The organism is Variovorax sp. GW821-FHT10C12 (assembly GCF_059415405.1).
Genome location: NZ_JBWKNE010000001.1, coordinates 119,903 through 136,488, shown reverse-complemented (window position 1 = coordinate 136,488; position 16,586 = coordinate 119,903). Strand labels below are relative to the sequence as shown.

Below are 16,586 nucleotides of genomic sequence, written 5' to 3'. Positions count from 1 at the left end.
GGTCTCGTTCAGCGGGTTTCTTGCGTGGCCGCGGCGATCACGACCCAGCGGCTCTTGGCGCTGCTGTCATCGCCTGCGACAGGCGGCGTGTCTTCTTTGGTGTCGGTGCGCAGGCGCAGCACGTCGACGCCGCGCCCGATCAGGTAGCTGCGCACCGCGTTGGTCCGCTGCGCGACCAGCTGCATGCGGTCGTCGGCGCTGCCTTGTGCATCCGAGTGGCTGATGTGAATCACCACCTGGGCATCGGTCGCCTTGATCTGCGCGGCCAGCGTGTTCAGCGTGTCGTGCGCCTGCGGCTTGATGAAGGACTTGGCAGGCTCGAACAGCGCCTCGGACTGCAGCACCGTGCGCATCGGCAGCGGTGCCACTTCCGGCGCATCCGCAGCCACCTTCTCTGCCTTCTGCGCCTTGGCCGTGTTCGTCTCCCCTGTCGAAGCAAACCCCAGGTGCGTCTCGTCGAACTTGAAGCGCAGCCGCACATAGGCGCCCTTGCTCGTGTACTCGTTGGCCGTCAGGTCGCGGTCGCTCAGGCCCACGAAGTTGTAGCCCGCCGACACCCACATGTTCTTCTGCACCTGGTAGCCCACCTCGACGCCGAAGGTCTTCTGCAGCGCGCCGCCCTTGCCGTACAGCAGGCCGGCCTGCACGCCGAAGTCCCAGTCCTGGTTGATGTCCTGCGTGTAGCGCGCCTGCACCAGGTGCGCCCAGTACTTGCTGGCCAGCGTGCCGTCGTCGGCGCGGCTGAGCTTGAAGGCATAGCGCGCCATCACCGCCTTGCCCGGCTCGGGGTTGTAGTTGACGTGCGCCGAGACGATGTCCGCGCTGGTCTTGCCCGGCAGGCTGGCGCCGTTGTCGGCGCCGAAGACGCTGCTGCCCTGCAGCGCGCCGGCGGCATTGCCCGCGCCCACCACGCGCTCGGAGCGGCGCTCGTAGCGTGCCAGCGCGTTCCAGGTGTCGTCGTCCACCGGCCGGTAGGCAATGCCGATCTGGTGGCGCTGCAGGTGGCGTTCGTTGCCCGCGTTGGCGCCCTGGCCTTCGCTGTCGCTCACGATGCTGCGCGCCAGCAGGCTCCAGGACGGATCGAGCTTGAAGCCGAAGCCGGCACTGAACAGGCGCGTGTTCGCGTCGTCGCCGCGGCGCGCTTCGTACACGCCCGAGGCCTTGATCCGGTCGGTGATGTATTCGATGCCGCTGGTGATCGCGGTCGACTCGCCCAGCCCACCGGCATAACCCGTGCCGGTGTTCTTGCTGTTGCTGTAGCCGCTCATGTCGCGCGTGTGCTCGATGCCCCCGGTCACGCGGATCTGCTCGTTGACCTTGAAGGTGTTGCGCACCCCGATGGCCGCCTGCACACCGCGCCCTTCGGCGCCGTCGGCGATGCGGTACTCGTTGTACACGCGACCGCCTTCCATGTAGTTGCTCTCGATGCCGACGATGCCCGTGTTGTTGCGCTGCGTGCTGTCCAGCTCGTAGGGGCCGTTGAGCGTGGAGATCAGCTCGTAGCGGCCGTACACGCGCGTCTTGTCGGTGATGGCGTAGTTGCCGCCCACGGCCAGCACGTGGCGCTTGCCGTCTTTCAGGTCCTGCTCGCCTTCCACGAACACCTGCGCACCGGCCACGCCGGGCACCTCGGTCGACAGGCGCCCGCGCACGGTCGTCTGGCTCTGCGTGTCCACGCCGGCTGCGGCGGCGGCCGCGCCCAGCGTGGTCACGCTGTTGGCGCCGATGCTGCTGCCCATCTGGCCGTTGTAGGTGGAGATCTGGCCGTAGTCGAAGCCCGAGCTGGAGCCCAGCGCGTTGTTGCTCTGGCCGTGGCGCAGGCCCACCTCGGCGACGGTCTTGTCGCTGAGCTTCTTCTGCACGCTCACCGTGGCGCCCTTGCGCTCGTCGACCTGGGTCGCGTCCTTGCTGTAGAGCACCTCGCCGCGCACGGCCAGGGTCGGGTCGACGCGGTACTCGGCGCGCGCCGAGGCTTCGGTGTGGCCGGCCGAGAAGCTCGCGCCGGGGTTGTCGAAGCCCTTGCTGGTCTTGGCCGCCAGGGCCACCACGGCCAGCTTCTCGTCCTGGTAGCGCGCTTCCACGCGCGCGCCGTGGCCGTTGCCCTTGTCGTCGGAGTCGGTCTTGACCAGCTCGCCCGCCACGCTGGTGTTCTGGCCGATGCGCGCCACGCCCGTGAGCGCCTGCAGGTTGCGCTTGTTCTGCGGGTTCTGGTCGGTGGAAGCCACCACGCCCAGCTGCAGGTTCTCGCTGACCTTCACTTGCACGTCGGTGCCGGCCACGGTGAACTTGGGACCACCCGAGTCGACTTCGTAGGTGACGCGGATCGACTGCGGGTTCAGGTTCGCATCGATGGAGGCGATGGCGTGCGTGAACAGGATACGGCGCGTGAGCGGCTCCACCGTGTAGTCCACGAAGCGCGCCACGGCCGTGCGCTGCAGCACGATGTTGGGCTGGTTGCGGTCGCGCACCACGATCTCGATCTGTTCGCTGTTGTACACGAACTCGCCGTTGCTGGCGCTCAGGTAGTACGGGCCCGAGGTGCCCAGCGCGCGGAACTCTTCCACCTGCTGCGTCTGCGCGGTGCGCGAGACATAGCTGGTGGCGCGCACGTTCTCGTCCTCGTACACGTGCTTCAGGCCCGTGAGCGAACGGTTGCTCTGGCTGAGGTTGCGCACCTCGGTGCTGCTGGCGGTGGTGAAGTCGCCGTACAGCAGGTAGGAGCGGTTCTTGTCGATGCGCACGTAGAGCTTCTGCGTGCTCTGGGCGTCGAAGCCCTTGACCGCGGAGTCGCCGTAGATCGGATAGAACTCGTCGGGACGGATGTCGCGGAACAGGCGGTCCTTGCGCGTCTTGTCGGAGTCGTAGGCGGCCGTGAGCAGGTACTCGCCCTTGACGGTGCCCTTGAAGAAGAAGGCGGCGCGCCCGCTGGCGCGGCTGTGGGTGCCTTCGTCCTTCAGGCCCGAGAGTTCCGCCTCGAAGGCGGCGCCGGCGGGCATCGCGCCGATCGGGAGCTTGCCGCGCTTGGTGAAGTCGAGCACGCCTTCGACGATGCCCACGCCGATCATGGGACGCATCTCGGGCAGCAGCGCCAGGCGCACTTCCTTGACGAAGGTGCCGGCGCTCACGCGCAGGCGCGCATCGCCCGGCTCGCCCGGGGGCATCAGCTGGAACTCAGCCGCGCCGCCATCCATGAAGACCTGCGTGCCGGGTTCGGTCGGGTTCAGGTCTTCGGCCAGCCAGCGGCCGCGGTCGGTCTCCAGCGTGAGTTGCGTGCGGGCGGTGACGGGCACGCCGGCCGCGTCGATCAGGCGCACTTTGACGACGACGGGCGTGCGCAGGTCGGCGCGCGCCACCTCGGGCAGGTCGACCTCGATGGCGCCGAGCTTGTCGGGGGCGATGACGGTGATCTCGTCAGCCGAGCTGCGCACATTGCCGAAGCCGTCCACCGCTTCGAGCTTGAGGGTGTTGGTGCCGGGGCGCAGGGCCACGCCGATGTATTCCCAGGCGGCGATGTTCTTGGACGCCAGCTGGGTCTTCTTGCCGACGCGGCGTTCTTCCAGGGCAGTGCCGTTCACGCTCAGGCGCAACGAGGCGCCGGCGGTGCCCTTGACGCGCACGTTGATCGACTGGCCGGCGACGGTGTCGCGGTCCTTCAGGCCGATGAAGCCCAGCGTGTTGTTCTCCAGCTGGGGCAGCAGGGTCTCGAGTTCGATCGGGCTGGGAACTGCCTGGGGCAGCAGCGGGTTGGCGCGCGGCTCGAGCATCGCGCCGCCGGTGCCGATGGGGCGCATGGCCTGCGCGCCGACGCCGGTGGCCGAGCCGCTGGTGGTCGACGACGGCAGGCCCGAGGTGGGCACGCCGTTCAGCGGCGAGAACAGGCTGCCGGTGGGGATCGCGGGCTGCACGCCCAGCGTGCCGCCCATGCTGCCGCCACCGCCGCTGACGAAGCTGCTGGCGTTGGCCGGCGCCACGGGCAGCGCGATCAGCGGCGCCGAAGTGGGTTGCACGGCGCCGGTGCTGCCGCTGGCCAGTGCCTGGCCGGTGGCGGGCAGGCCGCGCACGTCGCCCACGGGCACGACCTTGCCTTCGGGGTCCAGGCGCAGGCGCACCTGCGCTTCGGCCTCGGTGTCGGGGCGCGCGGCAATGGCGGCGCGGCGCGCGGCCACGTCGGCGATCACGCTCTTCTCGTCGCAGTTGGTGATGATGAAGTTGGCCTTGTGGAACTCGCCCTTCTTCAGGTCCACGAAGCGGCTCTCGGGGGTGCCCGAGTTGCGGTTGTCGAGCACTTCGAGCTTGGCGCCCAGCGGCAGCGTGGTCTGGTCCAGGCGCAGCACGTGGGTGACGGGCTTGAGGCCGTACAGGCTCCACTTGCCTTCGATGTCGGTGACGACGTGGGTGCCGTCTTCCATGTACAGGCGCACGCCGGGCACGCCGATCTCGTCGGCGCCTTCCTGGCGACCATCGCGCTTACTGCCTTGGTCGGTGTCGCGCTTGCAATCCAGATACACCTTGCCGAAGGCGAAGGCGTCGTCGGAGAACACGCCGCCCGTCACGCGCACGGTCCAGTTGGCCAGGTTCGACTGGATGGGGCCCGAGGTGGCGCGCGCGCGGTTGATGGCGTCGCCGTTGGTGGGCGCGCCCACGCCGATGCGCACGCGGTAGCGCACCATGGCCGACTGGTCGGGGGCCACCACCAGCGTGGGGTAGTTGAAGATCAGGCCCGGGCCGGCGCCGCCGGCGGGGTTGGGCACCACTTGCCCGTTCAGGCGCACGCTGTTGGCCACGTAGGCGAAGCCCGGGGGCAGCGTGTCGTTGAAGGTGACGCCGGTGACGGGGAAGCCGGTCTTGTTGGTGACGGTGAGCGCGTAGTCGATGAAGTCGCCGAACTCGACCTGGCGCTTGCTGCCGTCCTTGCGCAGCACCAGGCCCAGGATGTTGCCCGGGTCGAGCGGGATGTGGTTGTGCACGGCGTCGCACGGCGTGCCATCGGGCTTGGCACCGGCCTGCACCTGGAAGTAGTAGCTGGTCGGATCGGCGTCCTTCGGGGGCACGGCGCTGGGCACGACGGCGCCGCAGCTGGTGAACGACCCGCCGGTCACGGGGATTAGTTGCGAGGGGTAGACGTAGCCGCTGCCTGCAGGCGGCGTGACCGAGATGCCGTAGGTGCACAGGCCCGTCACCGGCGGCGTCTGCAGGTAGAACTGGTAGGCGCCGTCGGCGCCCGTGGTCATCGAGATGCTGCCGTTGGGGTTGAGCGTGTAGGTGCCCGAATCGGCGCCGTAGATCTCGGCCGCGGTGATGGGCCCGGCCGTGCCGCTGCTGCACGACTGGCGCGTGTAGGTGACCAGCGCACCGGCCACGGGTTGGCGTGTGAGCGCGTTGTAGACCGTGCCTTGCGGATCGACCAGCAGCGACTGCACCGAGGTGGCGGTGGCGGCCAGCAGCATGGTGGGCGTGACGTTGACGGTGTTCTGCTCGAAGGCGGCGGCCCAGGCCTTGTTGGTGAGCGACACGCGCCCGCCGATGGCCGATGCCTTCTCGGTGATGCGCACGCTCAGGCGGATCTGCTCGCTCTGGCCCGGGGCCAGCGCACGGGCGCCGTCGGTCAGGCTCAGCGCCACTTCGGTGGGCAGCTGGAAGGGGTCGGCGCTGTCCTGCGTGGTGCGGTTGCAGGTGGCGCGGCCGGTGAAGCCGGTGGCGGCGTTGAGGTTGCCGTTGGCGGCCTTGGGCGGGCCCAGCAGTTCCCACGAGGCGACCTGACCGCTCGACTTGTCCATGTCGAAGGTGCAGTTCAGGTTGTCGATCACGCGCACGTTGGGTGCGGCGACGGCGCCGGTGTTGGTGACCTTGAAGGTGTAGTCCAGCTCGTAGACGCCGGGCGACACGCGCCGTGCGATGGAGGCCTGCTTGGTCAGCGTGAGCGTGGGCAGCTGCGTGGAGACGGGCGTGGGCGAGGTGTCGTTGTTGGGGTTGCCATCGCCGTCGGCGTCGGGGTTGTCGCCGTTGACCGAATCGTCCAGGGCCACCGCGGGGCCGCCGGCATTGAGGGCGCCCGAGGCCTTGACGGTGTTCAGCAAGGTGCCGGTGCGGCCAGTGAAGTTGATGCGGGCATCGAACTGCACCGTCAGTTGTGCGCCCACGGGCAGCACAGCGCCATCGGCCAGCAGGTTCGAGGCGGCGGCGGTGCCCTTGAAGGCGGGGTTCGCTGCTGCCACCGTACCGCCGCTGGGTGCGGGCGCGATCACGATCGAGCCGGGCACGATGGTGTACTGGTTCGCGCCAGGCACGGCGGCTGCCGTGTAGCTGCCGAACTGCGTGGCGCCCGCGCCTTCCATCACGTCGGCGGCCTGCACGCCATACAGCCATGACGTGCCGTAGTTGCGCACGTTGACGCTGAAGCGCACGGTGGCGGTGCCGTCGGTCTTGCCGTCGGTGCCGCGGTTCACACGCGGGGTGGACGCGGCCTTGGCCACGCCGATGCGCGCCTGGGTGGAGCTGATGACGATGGTGTTCGAGGGCACGGTGGCCGGGCCCGTGCCGTCGTTGTACTGGCTGTGCGCGGTGTTGCGGATCTCGCCCACCTGGTCGGCGTTGACCTTGACGGCGAACTGCATCGCGATGGACACATTGCGCGCCACGGGCGTGGAGATGCCGATGGCCACTTCGACGGCCGAGGCATCTTCGGCGGTGCGGTAGCTGAACGCCGGATCGTTGGCCAGGCGGTACAGCTTGACGGCGTTGGCGGCCGTGGTGCGCAGGGTGCCGGGCACGTACTGGGTGCCGGCGGGCACGGGGTCGCGCACGAGGACCAATGCGGAAGGGGCACCGTTGACCAGCAGCGGCGTGTTGGTGGGCGCGATGACGTTGGACGGCTGCGCGTCCTGCGCGCCGATGTTGGTGCCCGAGACCGAGAAGTCGATGCGCGTCTGGCCGGGGATGACGTTGCCGGGGTAGCTGGCGGACTTGACCAGCTGCAGCGCGGCGGCGTTGCCGACGGTGACGGTATCGCGGTTGATCGCGGTGAGGCCTTGCAGCGCGGTGGTGGCAGTCAGGCCCACGCAGGCCACGCCCGTCGCGGCGGTGGGGATCGTGCCCTGCACCAGCAGCGCGGCGGTCTCGCCGGGCTTGAGCGCGATCGCGCCCGCGGCGTTGAGTTGCACCACCGGATCAGCCGGATCGACCACGCCGTTGTTGTTGCTGTCGCGCACCACGCGAAGCGCCGACAGGTCGAGCGTGTCGGCCGCGCAGCCGCCGGCGTTGTTGGCCAGCGCCAGCGTGTAGGTGGAGGCGACGTTGCCGGTGTTGGTGAGCAGGTGGCTCAGCGTGACGATGCTCGCCGGCGGGCGCGACAGCGACTGGTCCTGCGTGAGCACCAAGGCCTCAACAGGCAGCACCGTGGCGATCACTTCGTTGGACGAGATGGTCTCGGTCTGCGCCAGGCCGTTGGGCACGTAGGTGCCCGTGGCGATGCTGCGGATCACGATGCCGGCGGGGGCCGGCGCGGCGTTCGCTTCCGGCACGGCACCACCCAGCAGCAGCGCCGCGCCAGCGGCGAGCGCAGCAGCCCATCCGCGCCACGATGGCCGGTGTGTGCTCCTGGGATTGAAAGTGAACAGCATGCCGCGAACCCTTGATCGATCACCGCGTGGGGATCAGAAGAAACGAAAGAACTTTTTCGTTTGCGCCCTCGCCTCGACAGAGGAAGAGAGAGAAGGCGCAAAGGAAAAACGCACAGGCTTTCGCATGCCTTGTGCGAAGGAGCCGACGGGCTTGTGCCCATCGGCTCCGCTTCACTCAGGTGAAGCTCAGTTGTTGACCTTCACGGAGAACAGCAGCGTGGCGGTGCCGCCAGGTGCCACGGTGTTGGCTGCGCTGCCGCAAGCCACCGTCGTCGCGGTCGAGGTGTAGTTCGCTGCCACGAAGGCGGGCGTCACACCGGTCGACGTGCACCGCGTGAGCACCGGAGGCTGCGTCGCACCCGTGAAGGTGGTGTAGGCCGGCACGGCGTCGTTGATCGACATGTTGGTCACCGGAGCGGAGCCTTCATTGGTCGCGACGACGCGGTACACGAGGCACTCACCCGGCTTGGCGACCAGCGGGGCCGACGAGGACGGGACCTCGGTGCCATCGCAGTTCACGTCCAGCGCCTGCGTCTTCACCAGGCGCATCTGGCCCGTGATGACCGTGGTGATGTCGGTGGCCGTCGGCGAGCCGCAGGCTGCGACGTCAGGGAAGGTCACCGTCACCGTGGCGGTGTCGGTGGCGCCTGCCGTGGCGCCGCCCGGTGCGAACACCTTGACGAGCAGCTTCTGGGTCTTGCCGCTGTCCAGCGCGGTGCCGGTGGCCGGTGCGGTCGGCGTGACCGTGCCGTTCGTCACCAGCGTGTCGCCGCCGTCGATCTGGCCGTCGCCGTTCACGTCGACGTACAGCGCCGTGGTCCAGCCCGCCGTCACGTCGGCTGCGGGCAGCGTGGCCGTGACGTTGTACTTGGTACCGCAGCTTTGCGCGCCGGTGATGGTCACCGTGTGGGCATACACCACCGAGCCGCCGGGAGCGACCTGGCCGTTGTTGTTCGGCGTGAGGGTCGCGCCGAAGGTGTTGGCCGTGGTCACGGTCACTGCATCCAGCTTCGTGTCGATCGCCACCACGCCCGTGGAGGTCGCGATGGTGGAACGCACCTGGAAGTAGATCGCCTGGCCGGTGACCGGCGTCTGCGAGGCAGGCGGCGTCACGCAGGCATCGACCGGCGCTTGCGCGTTGCCGGCGACAGCCAAGGTGGTGACCGCTGCGCCCGTGCAGGTCGTACCTGCCGCCACGAACTTGACGGTCCAGCCCGCGGGCAGGCTGCCCGGGAAGCTGTTGCTCTGGCTGGCCGCCAGGCTGTAGGTGTTGGCCGTCGAGTCGTTGTTCTTCACGAACAGCGTGAAGATCGTGCCCGTGCCCGCAGGCGTCGAGTTCACGGTCGTCGGCTGTGCGCTCGGACCCGTGCCCAGGTCACCCTTGAGCGCGTCGTTGCTACCGCCGGTGGTGTTGGTCAGGTCGACCAGCACACCCGTCACGTTCGTCAGCGTGTCGCGCGTCGATTCCGTCTTCGTGGCATCGCCCGTCGAGGTACCGGTGACGATCGCCGTGCCGCCCGTGCCCGGCGCTGCCGAGGCCGGCAGCGTGGCTGCCAGCACGAACTGAACGCTGCCGTTGGCCGCGATCGGACCGGTGTCGGGAACGCCGTCGCTGTTGTTGTCGATCAACGGCGTGACGCCGTCGGCGGCAAAGAACTTGAAGGTCGTGCCCGCCGGGAACGTGCTGCCCGCAGCCACCGTGAGGTTCACGACGTCCGTGGCATTGCCGGTGTTGAACGCGGTCTGCTTGAACTTCACCGTGGTGCCGGCCCCTGCACTGGCGACGGTCGTGGTGTCGGCCACGCTCGTGTTGGGGTTGCCCGCACCGGTGTCCTTCGAGGCCGTCGGGCTGGCGGTGGCGTCAGCCGAACCCAGGATGATGCCGAAGGTGCCGATGACGTTGTAGCTCGCCGGGTTGGTCGGCGAACCCGTCGTGCCCGGGCTCGCGGAGGTCGCGGTCGGTGCGTCGACAGGGTTGTACTTGGCGGTGTTGGTCGTGGTCGACGTGCCGATGGCCGCCGTGTCGTTGACCATCACCACGAAGCTCACCGTCTGCGTGACATTCGGCTGCAGCGCTTCCACGACCACGGCCAGGGCGTTTCCAGTGGCACTGAAGTCGATGCCGGCAGCGTCATCGCCCACCGCCGAGGTGTCCTTGAGCGCCACCGCAGGGGCGTTGCTCCAGACCGCGGAACCGGGGACGTACGTGAAGCCGGCGGGCAGCGTGTCGGTCAAGGCGAACCGCCCCACCGCACCACCCGTGTTGTTGAACTTCAACGTGTAGGTGGTGTAGACGCAGCCTGCGGCCGGCGTGGTCGCGCCTGCCACGGTGGCAGCGCAACCGGCGACCGAGCGCGGACCGCTCGTCGAAGCCGCGGGCCAGGTGCCGCCGTTGGCCGACCAGGCGACCGACGGAACGCTCAGGCTCTTGGTGGCATTGAAGGCCGCCTTGTCCGTGAGGTTCACGTTGTCGACGTCGGCTGCCGTCAGGTTGCCGGCGGCGTACAGCGCCGGCGTGCCTGCGGTGGCCGTGATGGTCGCGGCCACCGGCGAGGTGAACGTACCCGACGAAGCGGTGCTCGGGATCGAGTACGCGACGACGAACGGGAACGTGCCGTTGTTGCCTGCCACAGTCTGGGCCGGAACATTACACACAGCACCCGGAACGACCGAGCACAGCGCGGTCGTGCTGTCGGGCACGCCGTCGGCATTCGCGTCGGCGAACACTTCGACCTTGGTGAAGCCGTTCGGGCTGGCCGGAGCGGTCACGGTGAACGTGAAGGTGTCGGAGCCGTTGCCGGTGTTGGTCAGCACGTGCGGCGCGTACACGGTCGTGCCTGCAGCGCCGGTCTTCGTGTTGACCACGTTGGTCGTCACGGAGGTGTAGGTGTCCAGGTTGAACGAGCCGACCTGTTGCACCGTCGTCTGCACGAGGTTGGAGGTGGCGAGCTGGCTGGCGCCGTTCGGGTCCAGGTAAGTGGCCGAGGCCTGGTTACCGATGATGGTGTTGGCGGGTGGAGCCGCAGCCAGGGCACCGGAACTTCCAAACAGGAAGCTCAGCGTCAAAGCTGCTGCGCCCGCCCAGAGCGCGCGCGGCGCTGGGCCGGTGCGACGGGCAGACAAGGTAGGGGTCACTTGGGTTTCTCCTCGGGGGTTGGGGTCAAAAAAGTCAAAAAAAGGACGAACTCACCCCGGCCGGGGATTTCCGCGAACGGAAACCGGCAATGGAAAAACCAGCGGGGTTTTGGAAAGAAAGAGAGAAGCGGCCGTCAGAGCGGCTCAGTGCCGCCCACGACCGTCGTCAGCGCCGCGAACTCAGGGTGCGACGCGCGCAACCTTCTGCGGTTCGCCCGCAGCAGCCACTGGCGCGGGCGGCACGACCGCCTCGACCTTGGCGCGCGCGGTCACCGCAGCCGAGCCGTTGGCGGGCAACTGGCCCAGCGTCCAGCGCAGCGAGCGGTATTCGTTGTACGGAACCGGCTCCGACTTGCCGTTGACGGTGCGCGCCAGCGGCTCGGCAGCGAAAGCGCCGTCCTTGGTCGCGACCTTGACCAGCGTCGCGCCCGGCTTGGCGGTCTTGGGCAGGTACTCCAGACCTTCGGGGATCGGCAGGTTGGCCACGAGACCCGTGACGTTCTTGCCCGTGTGGTTGGTATAGGTGGCCGTGTACTCGAGCACGTCGCCCGGCTTGACCGAATCGGCCGCCACCAGCTGCTCCTTGCCCTGTGCGTCCTTGACCACCTTGGCCTGCGTCAGCACGACCGCCACGGTCTTCTTCTGCGCCGCCTCGGTGGGCGCGGGCGCGGCCTTCGTGCCCTGCGCGGCGGCCAGGCCGCCCAGCCCCAGGGTCATGGCCACGCCGAGCCCCAAGCCGAGGCGAACGGTCAGCCGGACGACCGGCGACATGAACGAATTCAATTGAGATGAACTTCCGATAGACATAGACAACTCCTAAAAACAACTTCAAAGCCAGACCGAGGCAACACGAAGATCAACTGACTTGACCTGTGGCCTTCCGAATTGGCGTCGAAGCCATTTCCCAGCCACTTGCAGCACACCACTGACACATCGCATCGGCGACGGCACTTCAGCCGCTTCCGATGCCCGTTCGAAACCTCATGCGCGCGAGCACTTTTTCAGCCGCTTCCATGAGCCATTTACCACGTTCATATTATTTTCTAAATGTTTACAAAATCAATCGCGCCTCGGTGATCCACCTCTTGCAAGCGCGAGGGGTTCCGGGAAAATTTCACGACAGTCCCACCAAAGTTAACAAATGTGAACATTGACTCAATTTTGACGAGTGCATGGATCGTGAACAAAGCTGCAATTCATCTGTGATCAATTTCACAGGCGGATCGCTTCCAAGTGGTTGATGCGTTTGAATAATTTCACACCCACAGCAGCCGGGCACAGGCGCTCTTGCAGAACGCTTTCGGCGGAACTGGTGCGTCGACGGGCTGCTGCAGCGCCTGGCCGCACTGCTTCGAAACTTAATTTACAAATTCGCTGAATTTGTAAATAGCCACTGCACATCGAGGTGCACGCGCATCCCGGCGCTCGCCCATCGATGGCATCCAGGCGACGCGCATCAAAGGCCAAATTGAGCTTTTAAAAGCCAATTCCATATTTCAACGGGCGTGGCTGCGCCATTGGCTTGAATTCAATTCAAGCCATTCCAAACCGGCTCACTTCACCGGAATTCGTTCGTTGATCTGTCGATGCCCGGTTTCAATTCGAAAGCGGATCGACAGGCATCGTTTTTTTGGCGGCCTTGCGCCGCCCTGTGGAATGCCGCGGGGCATCGCCCGCGCCCCCTCACCCTGCGCGTCGGTTGTGTGCGCGCTCCAGCGTGTAGCCCACCCCGTAGAGCGAGCGCACCCGGAATTCATCGCCCACGATCGACTCCAGCTTCTTGCGCACCCGGGACACCAGCGCGTCCAGCGAACGGCTGGCCCCGTGCTCTTCATTCCTGCGGGGGCCCTGGGGCAATTGCTGCCTCGACACGGGCGTGTCGAGATAGCGCACCAGCACCCGCGCGATTTCGAATTCGCTCGGCGTCAGGATGGCTTCCTTGCTCGCGTACTCGACGGCCAGGCGGCTGCGCACGAGCTGAAAGCCGTAGAGGCTGTGCGGCTTCATGTTTCTGCGCGTCGACTTCTTGCCGCACAGCGCCGACACCCGTGCCACGACGTCCTGTGCGTTCCACGGACTCACCATGAAATCGTCCACATCGAACACCGAGACGCGCGGCGTTTCCAGCACGGCGCGCGACCGGGCCAGGGCAATCACCGGTGCCGAGGCCGCGCGGCTCGCGCTGATGCCGAACAGCACCTCCGGCAGCGCGCGCTCCAGCGCCTCGCCCATCAGCAGGAAAAGCCCGACACCCGGCATGGAGGCGGCCTCCAGCAGGTCTTCCTCGTTGACGACACAAAACGGGCTGAAGCCGGCGTCCTTCAACCGGCTGCGCAGCCAGTCGATCTCGTCGCCGGAATCCGTCAGCACCACCACACGACCGTTTTTCTGTTCCACCCTGTCCACCATCGGTTCCCTTTTCATCGCTCCCCACTTGCCTCTCACAATGGAGTGGAATGTATTAACGTTTATCAACAGTCGATAGGGAAAAGTGCCGGTATTGACCAACGGAAACAGGTGGCCCTGTTCTTTTGTCATGCAGTGCAAACAAACTCACAGTAATGGGGCCTCACCCCCTCGACACGGAGCGATGGAATCCCGGATCAGCCTTCCATTTCACGAAGGCCGAACGCGCTCAAGCCCTCTCGGAAGTGGCCTCGGACGCATGTGTGGCCTTGCGCGCGGACAGCCTTTCGAGCAGCCCGACGAGCCAGCACATCGGGCAGCCGCGCAGCAGCAGCAAGGCGCCGACAAGGGCGGGCGGCGCGATCCAGGGATGCGCGGACGACAGCAGCACGGCCAGCGCGATGAGCACGAGCGCTCCCGCGCCGCGAAGCAGATGCCAGGTGATGGAAACAGGACACATGGTGCAGGGCTCCTTGGGGATGGACACCTGCCATAGAGGCGCCGAAACGCCGAAACGGTTCGCGGGCCCTCAACCCCCTGCCGGCTCGAGCACGAACGCGAAGTCCAGCGTGTGGAACGGCCCCTCTTGCAGGCTGCCGTCGGGTGCGCGGCCCGGGGCATGCGCCGCGAAGTCGCCGATGAGCGAACTGCGCACACCGAACACCGCGTCGCTGTCGAGGTACGGATCGCCCTCGCGGAAGACGTGCGTGATCAGCGTCTCGTAGCCCGGCGCCTGCACCATGAAGTGCACATGCGCGGGCCGCCACGGATGGCGCCGGGTCGCGCGCAGCATGGCGCCCACGGGCCCGTCGGTGGGAATCGGATAGGCCACCGGCGCCACGCCGCGAAACCACAGCCGCCCTTGCGCGTCGGTGCGCAGCACCGCCCGCCCCTGCATGGGGCCGCCGGGCCGCTGCACGTCGTAGAAGCCTTCGGCGTCGGCCTCCCACACGTCGACCACCGCATCGGCGACGGGCTCGCCGTCGCGCCCGCGCACGGTGGCCTGCACGAACAGCGGCTCGCCCACCGCGCCGGTCGCGATGTCGCTGCCCAGCGGCAGCTGCGGCGCGCCGGCCACGTGGAAGGGGCCGAACACGGTGGCCTCGGTGGCCTGCGGGCTCTTGGCGTGGTTCATCGCCACCGTGAGCATCGACAGGCCCAGGGTGTCCGACAGCAGGATGAACTCCTGGCGCTGCGCATCGCACTTCTGGCCCGTGGCGGTGAGGAAGTCGATGCCCGCGGCCCACTCGGCCTCGGTGAGCCGCACCTCGCGCGCGAAATCGTGCAGGTGGCGCACCAGCGCCGACAGCACCTCCTTCAGCCGTGCGTCTTCGCAGCCGGCCATGCGCTCGAGCACGGCGGCGGTGATGGTGTGTTCATCGATGTTGCGCATGGGCGTCGGGCTCCGGGTGGGAAGAAGGCGCGTGCGGCGTCGCCAGGCGCCGCTGCGTCGGGAACAGGGACCAGGCCCAGCGCTGCTGCGCCCAGCCCCACAGCCCCTGCTTGAAGAAGATCGTGGCCACGATGGCCAGCAGCCCGAGGCCGAGCAGGTACCAAGTGCCGTAGTCGCTCAGGAACTTGTTCAGCGCCCAGAACACCAGCGCGCCCACCAGCGGCCCCTCGATGCGGCCGATGCCGCCGATCACGACCATGAAGATCGCGAAGGCGGTCCAGTTCGGCGCGAAGGCCGCGTCGGGGCTGATGCGCAGGTTGCCCACGAAGTACAGCGCGCCCGCCAGCCCGGCGCCAAAGGCCGCCACCACGTACACCGCGAGCTTCATGCGCGCCACCGGGATGCCCTGCGATTCGGCGGCCATCTCGTTGTCGCGGATCGCCAGCAGCGCCAGCCCGAAGCGGCTGCGCAGGAACAGGTAGACCAGCGACACCGCCGCCACCACGCAGCCCAGCGCCATCCAGTAGGTGACGCTCTCGCGCGTGGCGCGCTCGATGCCGCGCAGCGCCGTGAGCGTGGTGCCCGAGCCGCCGCCCACCGCCGACACGTTGGCGAAGCTGAGCCGGAACACCTCGGCGATCACCCAGGTGCCGATGGCGAAGTAACCGCCCGACAGCCGGAACGCCACGAAGGACACCGGCACCGCGATCAGCGCCGCGGCCAGCGCCCCCAGCGGAATCGCCACGAACGGATTCACGCCCGCGAAGTTGCCCAGCATCAGCATCACGTAGCCGCCGAAGCCGAAGAAGGCCTGCTGCCCGATGCTGACCATGCCGCCGTAGCCGGCCAGCAGGTTCCACATCATCGCGAAGATGAAGTAGCAGGCGATCTCGACGAACTCGCGCATCCAGCTGGGCTCGCCCCAGAAAGGCAGCGTGGCGGCCACCGCCACCAGCGCGGCGGCGGTCCAGCCTGCGCGGCGGCTGCTGCCGGTGTCGATGGTGACGACGACGGGGGCCATCGCGCTCAGTCCAGCTGCAGCTGCACGCGCGCGGCCACCTGGCCCCAGCGCTGGTGTTCGGCGCGCAGGCGGCGCGCCGCTTCTTCGGGCGTGTTGGCCACCACCTCGAGGTCCATGGTGGCCAGCCGCTCGCGCAGCTCGGGCGCGGCCAGCGCCTTCGCCACCTCGGCCTGCAGGCGCGCCACCACGGCCGGCGGCGTGGCGCGCGGCATGGCCATCATCTCGGCGAAGCTGGCGTCGTAGCCCTTCACGCCCGCCTGCGCCACGGTCGGCACCGTGGGCTGGCTGCCCAGGCGCTTGCTGCCGGACACGGCGATGGCCACCAGCTTGCCGTCGCGGATGATCGGGCCGACCGTCGGCGAGGCCAGGAAGCCGCAGGGCACCATGCCGCCCATCACGTCCTGCATGGCCGGGCTCGGGCCGCGGTAGGGCACGTGCTGCATCTGCACGCCGGCGTCGGCCAGCAGCATCTCCATGGCCATGTGGCCGGGCACGCCGGGGCCGCCCGAGGCGTAACTCATCGGCTTGGCCCTGGCCGCGGCCAGCAGCTCGGGCAAGGTCTTGATGCCGGCGCCGGGAAAGCACACCAGCTCCTGGCTGAACGCGGCCAGCTGGGTCACGGGCACCAGGTCTTCCATCGGGCGGATGGCGAGCTTGCGGTACAGGTGCGGGTTGATGGTCAGCATGGTGTCGGGCCCGACCAGCACCGTGTGGCCGTCGGTGGCGCGCGCCACCTCCTGCATGCCGATGTTGCCGCCCGCGCCCGGCTTGTTGTCGACCACCACGGGCTGGCCCAGCGCCTTCTGCAGGGCCGGCTGCATCAGCCGCGAGACGATGTCGCCCGGCGCACCGGCCGGAAAGGCCACCACCAGCCGCACGGGCTTGCTGGGCCAGGCGTCGGCGGCGTGGCCTGGTGCGATGGTGGCGAGCACGGCGGCTGCCGCCATGCAGGCCGCGAGAGGTCGGCGGAAAGCGTTCATGGGATGTCTCCTTTTTTTGAAATGGGGTGCGC

At 68.0% G+C, this 16,586-nt stretch carries 8 protein-coding genes; all 8 read right to left on the bottom strand.

Annotation, left to right across the window (positions count from 1 at the left end):
- Positions 1 to 8: 8 nt before the first annotated feature.
- On the bottom strand, positions 9 to 7,619 hold the full coding sequence (locus AC07OH_RS00605; protein WP_495299225.1) for an OmpA family protein: 7,611 nt from the start codon (positions 7,617 to 7,619) through the stop codon (positions 9 to 11).
- Positions 7,620 to 7,805: 186 nt separating this feature from the next.
- Entirely contained in the window at positions 7,806 to 10,754 is a 2,949-nt protein-coding gene (locus AC07OH_RS00600; RefSeq protein WP_495299224.1) for a beta strand repeat-containing protein, read from the bottom strand.
- A gap of 180 nt (positions 10,755 to 10,934) precedes the next feature.
- Complete coding sequence (locus AC07OH_RS00595) at positions 10,935 to 11,525, bottom strand: hypothetical protein (RefSeq protein WP_495299223.1); 591 nt, start codon at positions 11,523 to 11,525, stop codon at positions 10,935 to 10,937.
- Positions 11,526 to 12,437: 912 nt separating this feature from the next.
- Positions 12,438 to 13,292, bottom strand: a complete 855-nt coding sequence (locus tag AC07OH_RS00590; RefSeq protein WP_495299222.1) for a response regulator transcription factor — start codon at positions 13,290 to 13,292, stop codon at positions 12,438 to 12,440.
- 97 nt (positions 13,293 to 13,389) lie between these two features.
- Positions 13,390 to 13,620: a hypothetical protein gene (locus tag AC07OH_RS00585; RefSeq protein ID WP_495299221.1), complete on the bottom strand. Its 231-nt coding sequence runs from the start codon at positions 13,618 to 13,620 to the stop codon at positions 13,390 to 13,392.
- 69 nt (positions 13,621 to 13,689) lie between these two features.
- Positions 13,690 to 14,553: an intradiol ring-cleavage dioxygenase gene (locus tag AC07OH_RS00580; protein ID WP_495299220.1), complete on the bottom strand. Its 864-nt coding sequence runs from the start codon at positions 14,551 to 14,553 to the stop codon at positions 13,690 to 13,692.
- A complete protein-coding gene (locus AC07OH_RS00575) occupies positions 14,537 to 15,574 on the bottom strand; it encodes a branched-chain amino acid ABC transporter permease (RefSeq protein ID WP_495299219.1) in 1,038 nt (345 codons plus the stop codon). Before AC07OH_RS00575 ends, AC07OH_RS00580 begins: the two co-directional genes overlap by 17 nt.
- A gap of 5 nt (positions 15,575 to 15,579) precedes the next feature.
- On the bottom strand, positions 15,580 to 16,554 hold the full coding sequence (locus AC07OH_RS00570; RefSeq protein ID WP_495299218.1) for a Bug family tripartite tricarboxylate transporter substrate binding protein: 975 nt from the start codon (positions 16,552 to 16,554) through the stop codon (positions 15,580 to 15,582).
- Positions 16,555 to 16,586 lie beyond the last annotated feature (32 nt).